Consider the following 16,464-nt stretch of genomic DNA (forward strand, 5'->3'; position numbering starts at 1 on the left):
TCCCCTCTATTTGCTTAATTTGTGCATAACCTTTAAATATATGTAAAGCAAAACCTGTGTAGATTACTGTTTTTTAACAATCCTTCAAGTGCATTTCATTATTAAGAAATGAACCACCTAACATTTTTTAACATACAATGGCAAAAAAGATAAATTAGGTGGTGTGTCTATGGGAGGCTTAACTTATTTTGACTTCCTTGCAAAGTTTGGTGTGGGTGGTGCCCATCCAGGTGGGATTCATCTTACCCAAAACATTCTTTCACAGGAAAATATATCTGAGAAATCTGTTATATTAGATGCAGGTTGTGGCACAGGTCAAACAGCTGCATTCCTTTATCAGCAATACAGAGCTAATGTATTTGGAATTGAAATTAACCCTATTATGGTTGAAAAAGCAAAGAGCCGCTTTCAAACACTACAGCTTCCAATTTCTTTAATTCAGGGGTCTATTGAAGAGGTTCCGTTTGCTGATAATACCTTTGATTTTATTTTATCAGAATCCGTTCTAGCCTTTGTAAATAAACCTAAAGCATTACAAGAATTTTATCGAGTATTAAAAAAAGGCGGACGTTTACTTGCAAACGAAATGACAATGAACCGGCTTGTTAGTGATCAGGAAGCTGCTGAGATTATGAATTTTTATGCCGTTGACTCGCTATTACTAGAGAAAGACTGGGAGAAGTACTTAAAATCTGCTGGGTTCCAAAATATCAAAATTGAAGAACAAAATTTCCCATTAAGCCATGGGAATCAAACACCAGAATTCAATTTTTCAACCGACTTTGACCCTGAGCTTTTTCATATTTTAAATGAACATGGAAATATTGTTATTAAATATCAAGATACATTAAGTTATCGAATAATCACTGCCACAAAATAAAATGTACACCTACTTTTTAAAGGTAGGTTTTTTTATATCCCAATGTGCAATTTAAAAAGGTTATGTATATTATTATCCTTTCGTTAAAAAATAAAAAAGAAGAAAGGATAGGTGACTATGGATAACACATTGGGCTATTTAAAAGAGATATTATCGAATTATACTGATGATCACTCTGAAGGAAGATTTATATATAAGAAACTGATTGAAGGCGCTTACAAAACTGAAGAGTCCTTTGTACGAAATTTAACTCAAAAAGAAATTCATTTTTTAAATAATATATTACCTAAAGAAATAAACCATGCAAAAGAAGTTCAGGATGAAAAAAGAGCATATGAGCTAAATGAAGTTTATGAGCTTTTGATCTAGAAAGAGAAAAGATGACAGAACACTCTGTCATCTTTTCAGGAAATAATTTATTTTTTGTCTAATTTATTTCCTAGGTAAGCGCATAGTACGACAAAACACGATTACAAATCATACTATTTAACGACAAAATATCACAAAGTCCACAAGACCTCCTGCACCCAGTTGACAAAATTTTCTGAATCCTTGTCTAGTGAATGTCTCGTTTCTTAAATCTTCCTCCCCTTACTTCTGCAATATCTGCCACGGCCAAAAAAGCATTTTGGTCATTCTCAGTTACAATTTCTTTTAATTTTGCTTCTTCAAGTCGATTAATCACACAAAAAATCACTTTTTTTTCGTCGCCGGAATAGGCACCTTCCCCATTTAAAAAGGTTACTCCGCGTCCTAATCGATCCATGATTGTATTGCCAATCTGACTTGCATTGTCGCTAATAATCCAAACTGACTTAGATTCATCGAGTCCAGTGATGGTAATATCAATTGTTTTATAGGCAACAAAATACGCAATTAAAGAGTACATGGCTCGGTCCCACGAAAAAACAAAACCTGCGCTCCCCAAAATGAAGAGATTAAAAAACATAATAATTTCCCCTACAGAAAAGGGTAACTTATTATTGAAAAGAATGGCGAGGATTTCAGTACCGTCTAAAGAACCCCCATACCGAATGACCAAACCTACCCCAACACCTAATAGGATTCCCCCAAAAACTGTTGCTAGCAGTATGTCTTGTGTAAAAGCGGGGACTGGATGAAGGATTGTGGTGGCTATAGATAGAATAACAATTCCATAAAGAGTGGATAATGCGAAGGTCTTTCCAATTTGTTTGTAGCCTAAAAAAATAAAAGGAATGTTAAATAGAAACAAGAACACACCTAATTTCCACCCTGTTAAGAAGGACAACATAATGGAAATGCCCGTAATACCGCCATCAATAACCTGATTAGGGACGAGGAAGATTTCAAGTCCGACAGACATTATAACGGCTCCAAGTGTAATTATTAACATCCGTTGGAAAATCTTTTTCTTGGTCAAACCTTTATGTTGGATCTTTGTCATAATAGCAGCATTCTGCTGGTCAATTGAACTAATTTCTTGTGTTCTTGACATTATCTTTCCCCTTTCATGATAAGGTATTAATGATAGTATAATGAATTTTAGCACCTATTTATATTATTATGCCTGATTTTCTTACATCAAAAAGAAAACTGCCTCCTTAAGGCAGTGGGTGGTTAGCTTGGATCAACTTCATCATAGGAAAGGGTTGTAACACTGGTATATTCCCCTTCTGTCATTTCCTTCTCAGTAGCACTTGCATTTAGTTCTTCTTGATCATCTATTCCCGGTGCGATTATTGGTTCACTTTTCTTTTTCATTTAGCATCAACTCCTTGTCGTGAATTATTTTCCCTATTTTTTATAATTCTATACTTGACCTTTTTATGATTTCTAAATAAATAGGCTCTGATAAATTTGGTTGTTGATCTCCTCTCCAGGCACTCGCTTTCCGCGGGCGTGCCGGGGAGCCTACTCGGCGCTGGAAGCGCCTTTGGGGTCTCCCCTGCCCCGTACTCCCGCAGGAGTCGAGCGCCTTACGCTCCAATCAACAGCGTATAAAACACTACAATATTGTTTAACAGGGCCAAATAAATAAAGAAGCTACTTCATTTGGAAGTAACTTCACTATCTACTTAACAGCTTAGGAGACCCAACCATGGCACCAGCCACGTATTTTCAATTTATGATTTCCGATTAGTTATGTTTAATCTAATGGGAAACTTTGAAAATGCAGCTAATGTGTGTTTGTTCCGTTGAAGGAATTAATTCACATGTGTTTAATGGAATTCAAATTCCTAAAAGAAACAAACCATTATTGGTTCTTATCACCATTTTAGACTACTTATTCCTTCATCTGGTTTTTAAGCATCTTGGCAATACATCTTAGGGAAGGTTTCAGTTAAAAACATTGAACAATGTCTTAACTATAAATTCTTAACTACTTCCTTTGATATTGATTCTATAAAATCATAGATTTCATTATAAAAGGTGTTTGTTTTGAATTTATGAGTACCCTAAAGAACTTGATCGCTCCACTTCCCAAATGAATAATAAGGAATAACCTTACTATTACTCGTTCACATAACGGAACGAACACGTATGGTTGAGCCTCCTAAAATGTTAACTGATATAGTATCTTTTACATTTTTAGTATATCACGAAATTTTTTGAATAAATAAAAATCTTGTTACAAATATGTGAACTTTTGGAAATTCCTTATTGGTTAAGAACTTATGAATAAGGGAATTTTATCAATGATTAAATAAATTGGCTGTGTTTAACTTGAATGTTGATTTTCGCTGCAGACGCTCGCTTTCCGCGGGCGTGCCGGGGAGCCTCCTCGACGCTTAATGCGTCTGCGGGGTCTCCCCTGCCCCGTACTCCCGCAGGAGTCGAGCGCCTTCCGCTCCAATCAACTTGGTAAATAAATCAACAATATCCTTTAACACAGCCAATAAATTAAATAGGAAGGATGCAAAGGGCATGATAGATTCCCTAAAAAAATATGCCAAACCTTTTCATTCTATAGAAGACCTTGATCCATTAATCGAGGCAATTGGTGATGCTAAATATGTTTTATTGGGTGAATCCTCACATGGGACATCTGAGTTTTATACCCTTCGAGCAGAACTTACAAAAAGATTAATCCAAGAAAAAAATTTTTCCTTTATTGCGGTTGAAGGTGACTGGCCTGCTTGCCAATCGATTAATCGGTATATAAAAGGCCTTTCCCAATCGAATCAGCAGATTCGGGAAGTACTTGCATCTTTTAATCGTTGGCCTACTTGGATGTGGGCCAACAAGGAAATAATGGATTTAATAGACTGGTTAAAAGAAATTAATTTAAAAACTAACCGTCCCGAAAAGGTGGGTTTTTATGGTTTGGATGTTTATAGCTTATGGGAAAGTCTCGATGAAATTATTGGTTTCTTAAGTAAAATGAATTCACCAGAACTTGAGGCAGCAAAGAAGGCCTTTGCTTGTTTCGAGCCACATAACCGGAAGAACGAGTCCTATGCCGTTGCTGCTGGATATTTATCGGAAGATTGTATGAAAGAGGCTCTAGAACTCCTATCTACCATTCAGAAAAACAAATGGAAATTTGAAGATGACCAAGAAAGCAGTCTCAATATGGAAGTCAATGCTCTTGTGACAGCACATGCTGAGTACTACTACCGAACGATGGTCAAAAGTGATGCTGATTCATGGAATATTCGAGACCGCCACATGGTCGATGCTTTAAATTCAATTATTAACTTTTATGGAGAGAACGCCAAGGTCATCATCTGGGAACATAATACCCATGTAGGAGATGCCAGAGCCACGGATATGAAGGATGAAGGTATGGTAAATGTTGGTCAACTTGTTCGGGAACAATTCGGGGAAGATGAAGTTTTTATTGTTGGTTTTGGAACATACGAAGGCACCGTGATTGCTTCAACCGAATGGGGAGGAAACGAAGAAATAATGAACGTGCCTTCTGCACAAACAGGCAGCTGGGAATATCTTATGCACCAAGCAGGTCCCATGAATCAATATCTTTTATTCAACGATCAAAACCGTCATGAATTTTCCACCACGATAGGCCATAGAGCAATTGGTGTTGTCTACCATCCTGAATACGAGCAGTTTGGTAATTATGTGCCTTCCAATATGGGAAAACGGTATGATGGATTTATTTTCGTTGATTGTACCAATGCCTTACATCCGCTGATACTTGAACATGTTTTCATTTAATTTCTTACACAATTTAAAAAATACAAAAACCAATCCTACATTAGATTGGTTTTTTGTAGTCGTTATTTTGTACCTGGTGCTGGGTGGTCCACCCCCTTCACATGATGACTATGTCCATTATCCTCCGTTGTATGGAAGTCATAATAATGGACATGCATTCCATTTCCTACAGGAATAGCCGGACCGGAATAAGCTTGATAATGGTGGGTATGACCATCCTCGAAGAGAACATATCCCTCCGTATAATGAATATGACCGCCGTCTTGAGTTGGAATTGGTGGTGATGTTATATCCAAACATTGATGTACATGACCTGAACTAACTCCCGTATAATCTACCGAACCATGATTATGATGCGGAACAAAACCTTGGACAAAATCATCCTTACCTGTATTTCTAATCTTAACCACCCCGTTAAAGAAATATTAACGTTACAACTATATGCAGCCAACTATTAAAATAGAAAACAGGTAAAAAAATTTTGCGATTCATTTAAAGGAGGAGTAAATTTTAGGAAAAAAACCAAAACCAACATATTGGAAGTAAATCTTCTACTATGCACTTACATTTTGTATTTTTCGTTTTACTATTTTGTTAGAAAAATGGCTGTGAAGCACCATCCCAATCATGACTAATACCATACCGCTCCATGATAAAGTAGAAGGCATATCTGAATCAGAATTCAAAAGCAATAATTCCCCAATCACAGCAAATAAAACCTCCATCGATTGAGTTGCCTCGACCGATGCGAGCTTTTGCATATCGCCTCTTACTAAATCAGTTGCTTGAAAAAAAAGAACTGTGGCTATAACACCTGAAGAAATGGCGACAAGTCCAGATTGTGTCGTTTGCCCAAGACTTGGTGGACCGTCATGAATAAGACCATAGATTGATAAGACAATCCAAAAAGGCAAACTTGCAAGCGTCATACCCAATACCCTTTGAAAGACATCAAGTCTGCCCCCACAAACCTCCATCATTTTCCTATTTCCTAATGGGTAAGCAAAAGATGCAATAATGACTGGACATACTCCAAGAAATATAGAAATCAACGACAAGCGGTTCGCTTGGTCAAATTGCATTAAAATAATCCCTACTAGAATAATTAAAGATATACCTAGCCCTTTAAAGGGAATTTGCCCTCGCAATTGAATAGGTCCTTTCTCGGTTATGACAGTTTCGTAAAATAGTGGCGCCAGCATCGAACCGGAAATAATGGTAATCTGCCAAGTTGCTGCGATCAACCACCCTGGAGCATATGCTGCTGAAAAGCAGATTGGTCCATAAAAGAAGCCAAAACCAATGGTACTCCATAATAACCATGCACCCGGTCTTTTTTTCATTTCGAGTAGTAATTGTTTAAAATTCTTTCTCCCGATTACAATTAAGAGCAGAAAAGGCACCATAAAGAAGTACCTTAAAGTAGCACTCCAAACCCAACTTCCTCCTGCCAGATCCATTGATCTATTTAATATAAAGGTAATCGCAAAAAAGAAAGCGGCAAAGATGCCTAAAATAATCGGTCGCATTCTTCACTTTCCTTTCCTTGTATTTTTTCCCGTTTGAATCAATTTGTAACATTATACCAGGATTCTGAATTTTATGTTAACATATCTTATGATAAAACACGCATATGCTTTTATGTCCTGCATAAAATATTCTGTCGATTTAAAAAACAATCAAACGGTTGAAACCTTTTGGTCCCTATTTCGTACATAGCTTAAGATAATAATAAAAAGTGAGGTTGATAAAATGTTCGGAAAAGTAGCTTCAGATATTTTAGGTTTAAGTGATGTTGGTTCGGTTATTAAACCAGAGAATTATGATAAGGTCGATGCAGACGATTATGTCATGCATGAAGACAATGAGAAGATTTATTTTTTAATTAAATCAAAGTCAGATGAATATTGTTTTACCAATAACGCACTTATTCATCTTGATGGAACAAGTGCTACAAGTAAAAAACGGATGCTGCATCGTTATAGTTATGCAACCCATCGAATTACTGATGTCATGTTGGAAACTGCGGGCACTGTTGATCTGGATGTGGAAATAAAATTTAAGATTGGTTCCGTCCCCTTCTCAATTGATGTCCACAAGAAACATATTGAGGAAATAAAAGACTTATATAAGGCATTAATTAAAATATCTGAGATTTCCCATGAAAATGAAATCAGTCTACAATTTGCAAAGCAAAGCTTGGATGTTGCTTCTACAACACTGGGTCGAATTACAAGTCCTGATAGCAATCTGGTAGTTCAATTCAAAATGTTAAACCAAGCTGCCTTCCAATGGCTGGAGGATAGTAAAAAACAATATTGTGTAAAGGATTTTGGATTTGTCTTTGAAAAATATATTAATAACTAAAATAAAACACCCCCAAGAGAATTCAAGCTTGGGGGTGCTTCATTTTTATTGATAATCAATTATCACATCTTCTAGTGGTAACCGTGTTGTGTTGTGTGCTGGTGCTGCGGCCTTTCCAATTGGAAGTAATAAAATTGGAAAATAGCGACCGGAAACATTAAATCTTTCGATGAATTTCTGTTTATCGAAGCCAGCCATCGGTACTGTATCATAGCCTCTTTCTTTCGCAATCAGCATCAACTGCATAGAGATCAGCCCCGCATCGAATGTGGCAATATTTTTGCGAACCTCTTCAGGTGCATGTGGGTATGTGCTGTTACCATTAGCAATTAATTGCTCCATACTCACTTTATCCATAAATCCGGCTTCATAGGCACTTTGATACACTTTTTCAATGCTTTTATACATTTCCTTGTCACCTAAGACAGCAATAACAGCAGAAGCTGTTTCAACCTGTTCTTGGTTGAACGCAATCGTTCTTAACTCTGCTTTTTTTTCTTGATCTTGAATTACAATAAAGCGCCATGGCTGTAAATTACTTGATGATGGTGCAGTTGTTGCCTCTTTAATCATATCTTTAATTTCTTCTACAGAAATTGAAACATTAGGTTCATATTTTCTTACTGAGCGACGTTCTTTCATTACGTCTGTTAATCTTTTTTCAGCAATTGTTTCCATGAGAAATTTTCCTCCTAGGACTTTTTCACTTACTTTTAGTAAGTTCATTTTTTCATCTTACTAAAAGTAAGTACCTATCGTCAAGGAAAAAAATTATGATATTATATTCTTAGAAAAGTTAAAAAGAGGTTGTAAAAATGAATGAACTCAACAAACATTCCTGTAGGTCCGAATCAGAAAAGGAAAGTAAACATGTCTGCACGAATTTTCATAATGCGATTGAATTCATTGGTAAACGATGGATGGGTGCGGTTATCTATGCACTGATGACTGGGCCCAAGCGATATCATGAAATTATTTCCTTAATCCCTGCAATTTCCGACCGTTTGTTAACAGAGCGGCTTCGAGATTTGGAATCAGAAGGGTTAATTACCAAAAAGGTGATTGCTACCTCTCCTAAAAGAGTGGAGTATGAACTTACAGCTGCCGGAAAAAATCTTGAAGAAGTAATAAATACATTAGTAAAATGGACGAAAAATCGGTCAAATACGTAGAATGGCTACTAAAAAGAGGCTTGCACGTGATTATACATGCAAGCCTCTTTTATGTACTAAAACCGATTTTTTCTGTGAAACAGCCCCATTACTTCAACCGTTTCCGTGATATTGACAAAAGCACACGGATCCACCTCAACAATAAGGTTTTTGACTTCATTAAGTTCATATCGAGTAATGACAGTTATGATAATGTTTCGCTTGTCTTTGGAGTATGCTCCAATCCCGTCCATGACAGTAAGACCTCTATAGAGATTGGCCAGTAAATGTTCCCTTAGTTCTTGACCTTTATCCGTAATAATCATCAAGGTTAACTTAGCATGATCTGTATAGATCGTATCCACTACTTTTCCGGTTAAATAAATAGATATTAAAGTATTAAGTGCTGCATCCCAATTTAATAAAAATCCACTAATCACAATGACAACAGCGTTCATACCCGAAAGTAACACACCTATAGGAAAATCCTTTCTTCTGGATACAATCATCCCAATGATGTCAAATCCGCCGGTTGACCCCGATGAACGAAAGACCAGCCCTACTCCAAGACCTGCCAAAATCCCTCCAAAGATGGATGAAAGAATAGAATCCTTCGCAATTGGAAGTACAGGCACTATGTATAGGCCCACTGAAATGATAACTACAGAAAAAATAGTATTCATAATGAATTTCTTTCCTAGCATCTTATAACCAATAATGATCAGTGGTAAATTCAATAGAAAGTTTGCCAAACCGGTATTAAGCGGGGTAATCATCCCTAATATCATTGATATTCCGCTTAATCCGCTGCTTAATACAGCGTGAGGAATTAAAAAAAGGTTAAATGCCACCACTACAATGAGGGAACCGGCAATTACTCCAATAATCTGCATGGCAAATCCTCCTGCCTCCCAATTTTTTCTTTTTTTTAAATGATACTGATTCTCTTAATGAAAGTAAACTTAATAGTTTTTTTCTAATAGCAAAAATAATCTGTCTATTTTGATTTAACTGACTATTAACTAACACATTGACAATTTTAAGATATAAATTATACTTTAGTAGTATATTAATTTTAATAGTAAAATCCTCATCAAAAACCGATGAGGTAGAGGTCGCGGTTTTTATCAGTAAGACGGACGAGATGTAGAGACATCCCAGACTCCGTCTAAAAGGAAAAACTGCCGAAGTATGCTTTGTTCTCTAAAAAAGCATGCTGGGTCTGTCTTCGAATAGAAACAGAACTGTCACGTTTGAACCTACCAAGCAAACGTGTTGAGCTATCTTTCGGAAGGTATGATGCGGGGTATTAACAATGCCATCGACTCTGCTTCGATGGCATTTTTTATTCCGAAACTCCTTCTTGAACATCGCAAGCTTATCATACAGATCCTTGCGTACGTTAGCAGCGCCTTTATAAAATAAGAAAAGGAGTCGTAATATGCAACCACAAACAGCAAGGCCATTAGAAGATATTCATTCAGATAGACATACATCAAAAAAGGATTCAAATGAATTAAAACGAAGCTTAAAATCTCGCCATTTGACGATGATTTCTCTAGGCGGAACCATTGGAACTGGGTTATTCCTTGCAAGCGGTGGAGCCATCCACTCGGCCGGACCAGGCGGTGCGATTATTTCCTATCTTGTTATTGGATTAATGGTTTACTTCTTAATGCAAAGCTTAGCGGAGATGGGTGCGTACATGCCTGTTGCTGGAAGCTTTAGTACGTATGCAACTAAATTTGTTGATCCGTCTTTAGGATTTGCGCTTGGCTGGAATTACTGGTACAACTGGGCAATTACAATCGCTGCAGAACTCGCTGCAGTTACGATGATCATGAAATTCTGGTTTCCAACTACTCCATCAATTGTATGGAGCGCTATATTCTTAGTGATTATGTTCCTATTAAACTACCTTTCTGTAAAAGGGTTTGGAGAAGCAGAATATTGGTTTTCCCTAGTTAAAGTTGTAACAGTCATTATTTTTGTAGTTACCGGATCATTGATGATTTTTGGTATCATGGGAGATCATGCAATTGGCTTTTCAAACTTTACCATAGGAGATGCGCCATTCCACGGCGGTTTTATGTCGATGCTAGGGATTTTTATGGCAGCAGGTTTCTCTTTCCAAGGAACAGAATTATTAGGTGTAGCAGCTGGTGAAACTGATGACCCTAGTAAATCAATACCAAAAGCAGTAAAATCAGTATTTTGGCGTATTTTATTATTTTATGTATTAGCTATTTTAGTCATTGGACTTCTTATACCATACACAAATGGGAACTTGGCAAATGGAGACGTTACGGTTAGCCCATTCACACTTGTTTTCCAAAAAGCGGGTATTGCGTTCGCAGCTTCTGTTATGAATGCCGTAATATTAACAGCCGTTTTATCTGCTGGTAATTCAGGCATGTATGCATCAACCAGGATGCTTTGGGATTTAGCACGTCAAGGTAAAGCACCTAAATTTCTCGGTAAACTTAATAAAAATGGTGTTCCAGTTAATGCCTTAATTGTAACAACTTTAGTCGGAACACTTGCGTTTTTGGCCTCATTATTCGGAGATGGAACTGTTTATGTATGGTTATTGAACGCATCGGGTATGTCAGGCTTTATTGCATGGCTTGGAATTGCGATTTGTCACTATCGTTTCCGCAAAGCCTATGTGGCTCAAGGTAAAGATATAGACCTATTACCTTATAAATCAAGATTTTTCCCATTTGGTCCGATTTTTGCCTTTGCCGTTTGTGCTTTTGTTGTTTTAGGCCAAAACTATTCCGCTTTTATGGGTGACCATATTGATTGGAACGGTGTTCTAGTATCCTATATTGGTCTTCCATTATTCCTTCTCTTATGGCTTGGATACAAATTCACGAAAAAGACCAAAGTGATTCCTCTGGAAAAATGTAATTTAGAGGTTTAAGATTTTTAGATTAAAGCACGCAACCGCGTGCTTTTTCCATTTCTAAGCAAATTAATGTAATACAAAAAGGTCAATTCATATGAACTGACCTTTTTTGTATTACATTAAAATTCTGCATTCCCTGTTGTTCTTGGGAACGGAATAACGTCTCTAATATTTGACATACCTGTTAAATACATAATTAAACGTTCAAATCCTAGACCATAACCAGAATGCTTGGTTCCACCGTATTTTCTTAGTTCCAGGTACCACCAATAATCTTCTTCATTCATACCTAATTCGTTAATTTTTCCAGCAAGAATATCTTCACGTTCTTCACGCTGGCTACCGCCAATTAATTCACCGATTCCAGGTACTAGTAAATCAGTTGCAGCAACAGTTTTGTTGTCATCATTTAAACGCATATAGAATGCTTTGATTTCTTTTGGATAATCCGTAACAAATACTGGACGTTTAAAGATCTTTTCGCATAAATAACGTTCATGCTCGGTTTGCAGGTCTAGTCCCCATTCAACCGGATAAGCAAATTTCTCTCCGGATTTTTCCAATAATTCAATAGCTTCTGTGTAACTAACACGGCCAAAATTTGCTGTATTAGCCTTATTCAATCGATCTAACAATCCTTTTTCAATAAAACTGTTAAAGAAGTTCATTTCTTCTGGAGCCTGTTCCAACACATAACCAATTACATATTTTACCATTTCTTCTGCTAGGTCCATAATATCTGGCAGCTCTGCAAATGCCAGCTCAGGCTCAATCATCCAAAACTCAGCTGCATGTCTGGCTGTATTTGAATTTTCCGCTCTAAATGTCGGCCCGAATGTATAAACATTTCTAAATGCCAGAGCAAATGCCTCACCTGAAAGCTGACCGCTAACAGTAAGGTTTGTTTCTTTATTAAAGAAGTCCTTTGTTACATCTGTTTTTCCTTCCTCATTCTTTGGAAGATTGTCCATATCCAAAGTGGTAACACGGAACATTTCCCCTGCACCCTCGGTATCACTTCCTGTGATAATTGGTGAATGTACATAAACGAAACCTTTATCTTGGAAAAATTTATGGATCGCATAGGATGCTAATGATCTAACACGGAAAACTGCTGCAAATGTATTTGTTCTTGGACGTAAATGTGCAATCGTTCTTAAATATTCGAAGCTATGTTTTTTCTTCTGAAGCGGAAAATCAACATTTGATGTACCTTCAATATTAATTTTCGTTGCTTTTATTTCGAAAGGCTGCTTTGCTTGAGGTGTATAAATAAAATCTCCCTCTATTTTTATTGACGAGCTGATTGGTAGCTTTGTAATTTCCTTAAAGTTATCTAGTTGTTCATCGAATACGATTTGTACTCCTTTAAAAAAGCTGCCGTCATTCAACTCAATGAATCCAAAAGTTTTAGAATCACGGATTGTTCGGATCCAGCCAGACAATTGCACCTTTTTTTCAATAAAACTTTCAGTATTTCTGTACAAATCCTTGACTAAGGCCTGTTTCATTCTTCTTCCTCCTAAATCCTATGTAAAAGGTTCACTAATAGTCAGGGTTAATCTGTTATCCATTCAGTATAATAAAAAACCTCCCATCCCCCTAAGGGACGAAAGGTAGATTCCTGACTCTCAACCATTTTCTTTTATCCCTTCAATATTATACAAAAAACAACGTCCTATAAGCAATATCCAACAAATTATTCATTATATTAGAAAATTAACATTTTATTAGAAAGCACTTACAACACTTATCATCTTGGTCCCACAAAACTCTCCAAATATTATCTTATTTTTCAGAAATCTCTCCGAAAATTAGCAGGAATTAGTTATGTTAAAGTCGAATTCATTTATAATATAGAATTCATGATTGGGGGTTAGACAGTGGACAAGGTGACCTGTATTGCCTATTTGCTTTATCATTCTTCAAAGAACCAACAAATAAGAGAAAAAGCGATCCAATTATTAAATGGTGATGCTTCCCTCCATGATTTAAAAAGAGACGGTTCCGTTAAAGCACATCTAGTGACAGCAGAGTCTTATTTAAGGAAAAACAAAATTAAAAAAGCAGAGATTCAATTATTTGTCGATGAATTTATGGTAATCGAAGTGTGATTCTATATTAGTTATATTACAGAATATTCCACTTCCATTTTGAAAGGTCTTTGTTATATAATAAACAAACCCTAGTGCTTCCCAAAAAGTAAGTCTTTCAAAACCCAAGCCAACTTAGTCAGACCCCGATTTTGCATCTCAATTTGAAATATCATTTTGATTGTTTACCATAGCCAAGTCCTTAAACTCTCCCATACACACATTTTAGATTAAATATAATTAAATTAACCTATTATTATAAATTAGAGAAGGTGATTAAATGGTACAAGTAGAAGTAACAGTAACTTTAGAAGGTAGAAGCTATTTGACGAATGTCATCGCACACCGAGAAACATCTGAAGATGAAATCTTACGTCTAGCCACTGAACAAGTTCAAAAGCAATGGAAGAAGTAATCGCTTAAAAAGCGGCAGGATTCATAAAACACCCCTGCCGCTTAATATTTATTCCATTATATAATAATCCTTAGGTACACAAGACATTAGAGGACTAATTTCACTTGTTGTAAACAAATGCAGGACATGCATTGCACGTGTACATACCGTATAAAATAATTTTCGTTCACTTTCCTGTTGATAACGGGAACAATCATAAAGAATTACAGCATCAAATTCAATCCCTTTGGCTAAGTAAGATGGTATCACATTTATGCCCTTTTCATAAGAAATGGTCCCTTTTTCAATTAAATGAAGCGCAATATCTTCCTTTAGGTCCTCAAACAATGCTTTACTTTCTGCTTCTGTCCTGCAAATCACTGCAACCGTCTGACGTCCTTCTGCTTTAAACTTTATAATTTCTTTTAGGATTTCTCCATTTAACTTTGTCTTCTCTACCCTTTTTACAGTTGGCTTGTTACCCCTACGATTAAATGGCTCTATTTTATCACCATCATCAATCAATGCTCGCGTAAATTCCACAATTTCTCTTGTAGACCGATAAGTTTTGTTGAGTACATAGGTTTCAACCTTTTCACTCCTACTATCAAAATCGGTCAATACTGTTTCAGAACCAGTTGCCCCAGAAAAAATGGCCTGATTAAAATCACCTAACAATGTCATTTTGCTGTAAGGAAACAAACGTTGGATAAAAGCGAACTGAAAAGGCGTATAATCTTGAGCTTCATCTATAAAAATATGACGGATGGCTGTATTGGATTTCCGACCTTCTATTAAGTCTTGCAGGTAAACAATTGGTGTTGCATCTTCATAAGGAATAACTCTCTGTTTAATTTGTTCCACTGTTTGTTTACTAATCTGTGACCAATGGTCTGGAAGGCGTATTAAAGTATGTTCACTTGTCTTAAACAACTGAAGGTAATTTTCTGTTAAATCAATGAATTTAAAGTTTTTCACTCTCTTAAATAACGGTTTAAACTTTTCCTTTACCACCATTTCCGCTAGCAGCCTCTGCTCGCGATCGAAATCATCAAATGTATCTCCCGTAAATCCGTTTTTCTCTTGTAGCTTTTTATATGCCTCCATATAGTTTTCTTTTTCCAGAAATTGAATTTCTTCTTCTACCCAACTTCGAGAACGTTCTCGTTTAACCGCACGCTTTAATTCTTTTAATAACCATTCCTTTACGAGCTGCATTCTATTTGGAATAGAATAGGAACTATCCAGCTTATAAAAATAATCGCCAATCTCCTTCTTAGAGATGATACAATCACCTCTAAAGGATAAGTCCTTAAAGATTAAACCCTTGGTTGATAGTGCTGACACGTATTGGTCAATCATTGATTTATACTCAAGACTTGCCTTAAAACGAATAGCTTCAGCTCTTATCTTATATTCCTCTTTGCTATGATCCCCAAGCAGGAACTCCATCTGCAAAAATGGATCCTCCACATCGTAGGTCTTTCCTAATCTCTCCATTAGATATTCTTGGAATGTGGATTGCTGCATATTTTCTTCGCCTAGTTCAGGTAAAACAGTCGCAACATAGCTGTTAAATAATGGGTTTGGTGAAAATAGCAAAATGTTTTCAGCGTTTAAGCTCCCTCGAAAACGATAAAGCAAATAGGCAACACGCTGCAATGCAGCTGAAGTTTTCCCGCTTCCTGCCGCCCCCTGAACAATTAGGATTTTACTGCGCTCATTACGGATAATTTCGTTTTGTTCGCGTTGGATCGTTGCTACAATGCTCTTCATTTGAGTATTTGCATTGTTTCCTAGCACTTCCTGAAGTATTTCATCACCAATGGTTACACCCGTATCGAACATGGCTTTGATTTTTGAATCTCGAATTATAAATTGCCGTTTTAAAGTCATTTCTCCTTCAATCTTACCTTCGAGTATTTTATATTCTGCATACCCTGGAGAATAATCATAATACAGACTTGATATTGGTGCACGCCAATCATAGATTAAAAAATTTTCATCATTTTCATCCATTAAGGAAGCAATACCCAAATAGACCTGATCAACCCTATTTTCTCCTTCCTCCAAAAAGTCAATTCGACCGAAGTATGGCGAATACTTCAATCTTGCAAGTGTCTGGAGATTTTTATCCATATGTCTATGAGTCCGTTCACGCTCTGAGAGAAGTTCAGCTTGTTGCTTTATACTTGCTGCGGTTTCAATAACATCATCCGGTTCATCCAGGTTAACTGTAACATCCTCCCAAAACGACTTACGAATTTCGATTACATCTGAGCGAACCGTACCGGCATCCTTATTTAGATTCCCAATCTTTTGCTCGATGACCTTTACGACCTTACCTACTCTTTCCTGTTCATCGTGTAATTCGGTGCTTTGTTTTTCACTCATCTAACCACTCCCCATTTATAATTCCTTGACATCATTTACTTTTTGTGTTAATGTTATAATAGAGTATTTTATACACTTTAACCATTAATACATATTATACCATCTGTCATTTT

At 36.5% G+C, this 16,464-nt stretch carries 17 protein-coding genes and 1 riboswitch; of the genes, 8 read left to right on the plus strand and 9 right to left on the minus strand.

The features are described from left to right. Window positions 1–169 precede the first annotated feature (169 nt). Entirely contained in the window at window positions 170–880 is a 711-nt protein-coding gene (locus JOC76_RS21715) for a class I SAM-dependent methyltransferase (protein ID WP_205180862.1), read from the plus strand. A 117-nt stretch (window positions 881–997) separates the two neighbouring features. Further along, window positions 998–1,249, plus strand: a complete 252-nt coding sequence (locus JOC76_RS21720; RefSeq protein WP_205180863.1) for a sigma-G-dependent sporulation-specific acid-soluble spore protein CsgA — start codon at window positions 998–1,000, stop codon at window positions 1,247–1,249. 187 nt (window positions 1,250–1,436) lie between these two features. On the opposite strand, the gene JOC76_RS21725 is transcribed toward JOC76_RS21720, so the two are convergent. From JOC76_RS21725 to JOC76_RS21735, 3 genes are all read right to left on the minus strand, one after another. Next, window positions 1,437–2,306, minus strand: a complete 870-nt coding sequence (locus JOC76_RS21725; protein WP_372441992.1) for a YitT family protein — start codon at window positions 2,304–2,306, stop codon at window positions 1,437–1,439. A gap of 173 nt (window positions 2,307–2,479) precedes the next feature. Next, window positions 2,480–2,623: a hypothetical protein gene (locus JOC76_RS21730; RefSeq protein ID WP_205180865.1), complete on the minus strand. Its 144-nt coding sequence runs from the start codon at window positions 2,621–2,623 to the stop codon at window positions 2,480–2,482. A gap of 1,028 nt (window positions 2,624–3,651) precedes the next feature. Beyond that, the gene (locus tag JOC76_RS21735; protein ID WP_205180866.1) at window positions 3,652–3,789 is read right to left on the minus strand and encodes a hypothetical protein; all 138 of its coding nucleotides are present in this window, start codon (window positions 3,787–3,789) and stop codon (window positions 3,652–3,654) included. Between JOC76_RS21735 and JOC76_RS21740 the strand changes: the two genes are divergently transcribed. After that, entirely contained in the window at window positions 3,788–5,041 is a 1,254-nt protein-coding gene (locus tag JOC76_RS21740) for an erythromycin esterase family protein (protein WP_205180867.1), read from the plus strand. The two genes, JOC76_RS21735 and JOC76_RS21740, sit on opposite strands and share 2 nt — an antisense overlap. 62 nt (window positions 5,042–5,103) lie before the next feature. Here the strand turns inward: JOC76_RS21740 and JOC76_RS21745 are convergent, their stop codons facing one another. Further along, window positions 5,104–5,442, minus strand: coding sequence for a YmaF family protein (locus tag JOC76_RS21745; RefSeq protein WP_205180949.1), 339 nt, complete (start codon window positions 5,440–5,442; stop codon window positions 5,104–5,106). Window positions 5,443–5,595: 153 nt separating this feature from the next. After that, window positions 5,596–6,570 (minus strand): DMT family transporter, encoded by a 975-nt coding sequence (locus tag JOC76_RS21750; RefSeq protein WP_205180868.1) that lies wholly within the window; start codon window positions 6,568–6,570, stop codon window positions 5,596–5,598. Between the two features lie 223 nt (window positions 6,571–6,793). On the opposite strand from JOC76_RS21750, the gene JOC76_RS21755 reads away from it, so the two are divergent. Then, window positions 6,794–7,408, plus strand: a complete 615-nt coding sequence (locus JOC76_RS21755) for a PH domain-containing protein (protein WP_205180869.1) — start codon at window positions 6,794–6,796, stop codon at window positions 7,406–7,408. A 45-nt stretch (window positions 7,409–7,453) separates the two neighbouring features. Here the strand turns inward: JOC76_RS21755 and JOC76_RS21760 are convergent, their stop codons facing one another. Then, window positions 7,454–8,086 (minus strand): nitroreductase family protein, encoded by a 633-nt coding sequence (locus JOC76_RS21760; protein WP_205180870.1) that lies wholly within the window; start codon window positions 8,084–8,086, stop codon window positions 7,454–7,456. Window positions 8,087–8,223: 137 nt separating this feature from the next. Between JOC76_RS21760 and JOC76_RS21765 the strand changes: the two genes are divergently transcribed. After that, entirely contained in the window at window positions 8,224–8,580 is a 357-nt protein-coding gene (locus JOC76_RS21765) for a winged helix-turn-helix transcriptional regulator (protein WP_205180871.1), read from the plus strand. Window positions 8,581–8,636: 56 nt separating this feature from the next. On the opposite strand, the gene JOC76_RS21770 is transcribed toward JOC76_RS21765, so the two are convergent. Further along, window positions 8,637–9,452 (minus strand): YitT family protein, encoded by an 816-nt coding sequence (locus JOC76_RS21770; RefSeq protein ID WP_205180872.1) that lies wholly within the window; start codon window positions 9,450–9,452, stop codon window positions 8,637–8,639. Between the two features lie 208 nt (window positions 9,453–9,660). After that, window positions 9,661–9,850: riboswitch (Lysine riboswitch) on the plus strand. A 150-nt stretch (window positions 9,851–10,000) separates the two neighbouring features. Between JOC76_RS21770 and JOC76_RS21775 the strand changes: the two genes are divergently transcribed. Further along, window positions 10,001–11,485: an amino acid permease gene (locus JOC76_RS21775; protein ID WP_239557884.1), complete on the plus strand. Its 1,485-nt coding sequence runs from the start codon at window positions 10,001–10,003 to the stop codon at window positions 11,483–11,485. Window positions 11,486–11,589: 104 nt separating this feature from the next. Here the strand turns inward: JOC76_RS21775 and asnS are convergent, their stop codons facing one another. Then, a complete protein-coding gene (gene asnS, locus JOC76_RS21780) occupies window positions 11,590–12,981 on the minus strand; it encodes an asparagine--tRNA ligase (RefSeq protein ID WP_205180873.1) in 1,392 nt (463 codons plus the stop codon). Between the two features lie 372 nt (window positions 12,982–13,353). Here asnS and JOC76_RS21785 point away from each other — a divergent pair, with 372 nt between their 5' ends. Continuing rightward, entirely contained in the window at window positions 13,354–13,584 is a 231-nt protein-coding gene (locus JOC76_RS21785) for a hypothetical protein (protein WP_205180874.1), read from the plus strand. Window positions 13,585–13,843: 259 nt separating this feature from the next. Continuing rightward, complete coding sequence (locus JOC76_RS21790) at window positions 13,844–13,978, plus strand: BA3454 family stress response protein (RefSeq protein ID WP_205180875.1); 135 nt, start codon at window positions 13,844–13,846, stop codon at window positions 13,976–13,978. Between the two features lie 48 nt (window positions 13,979–14,026). Here JOC76_RS21790 and helD read toward each other — a convergent pair whose 3' ends face one another. Next, window positions 14,027–16,351, minus strand: a complete 2,325-nt coding sequence (gene helD, locus JOC76_RS21795) for an RNA polymerase recycling motor HelD (protein ID WP_205180876.1) — start codon at window positions 16,349–16,351, stop codon at window positions 14,027–14,029. Between the last annotated feature and the right edge of the window lie 113 nt (window positions 16,352–16,464).

This window comes from Neobacillus cucumis (assembly GCF_016908975.1).
GTDB lineage: Bacteria > Bacillota > Bacilli > Bacillales > Cytobacillaceae > Neobacillus > Neobacillus cucumis.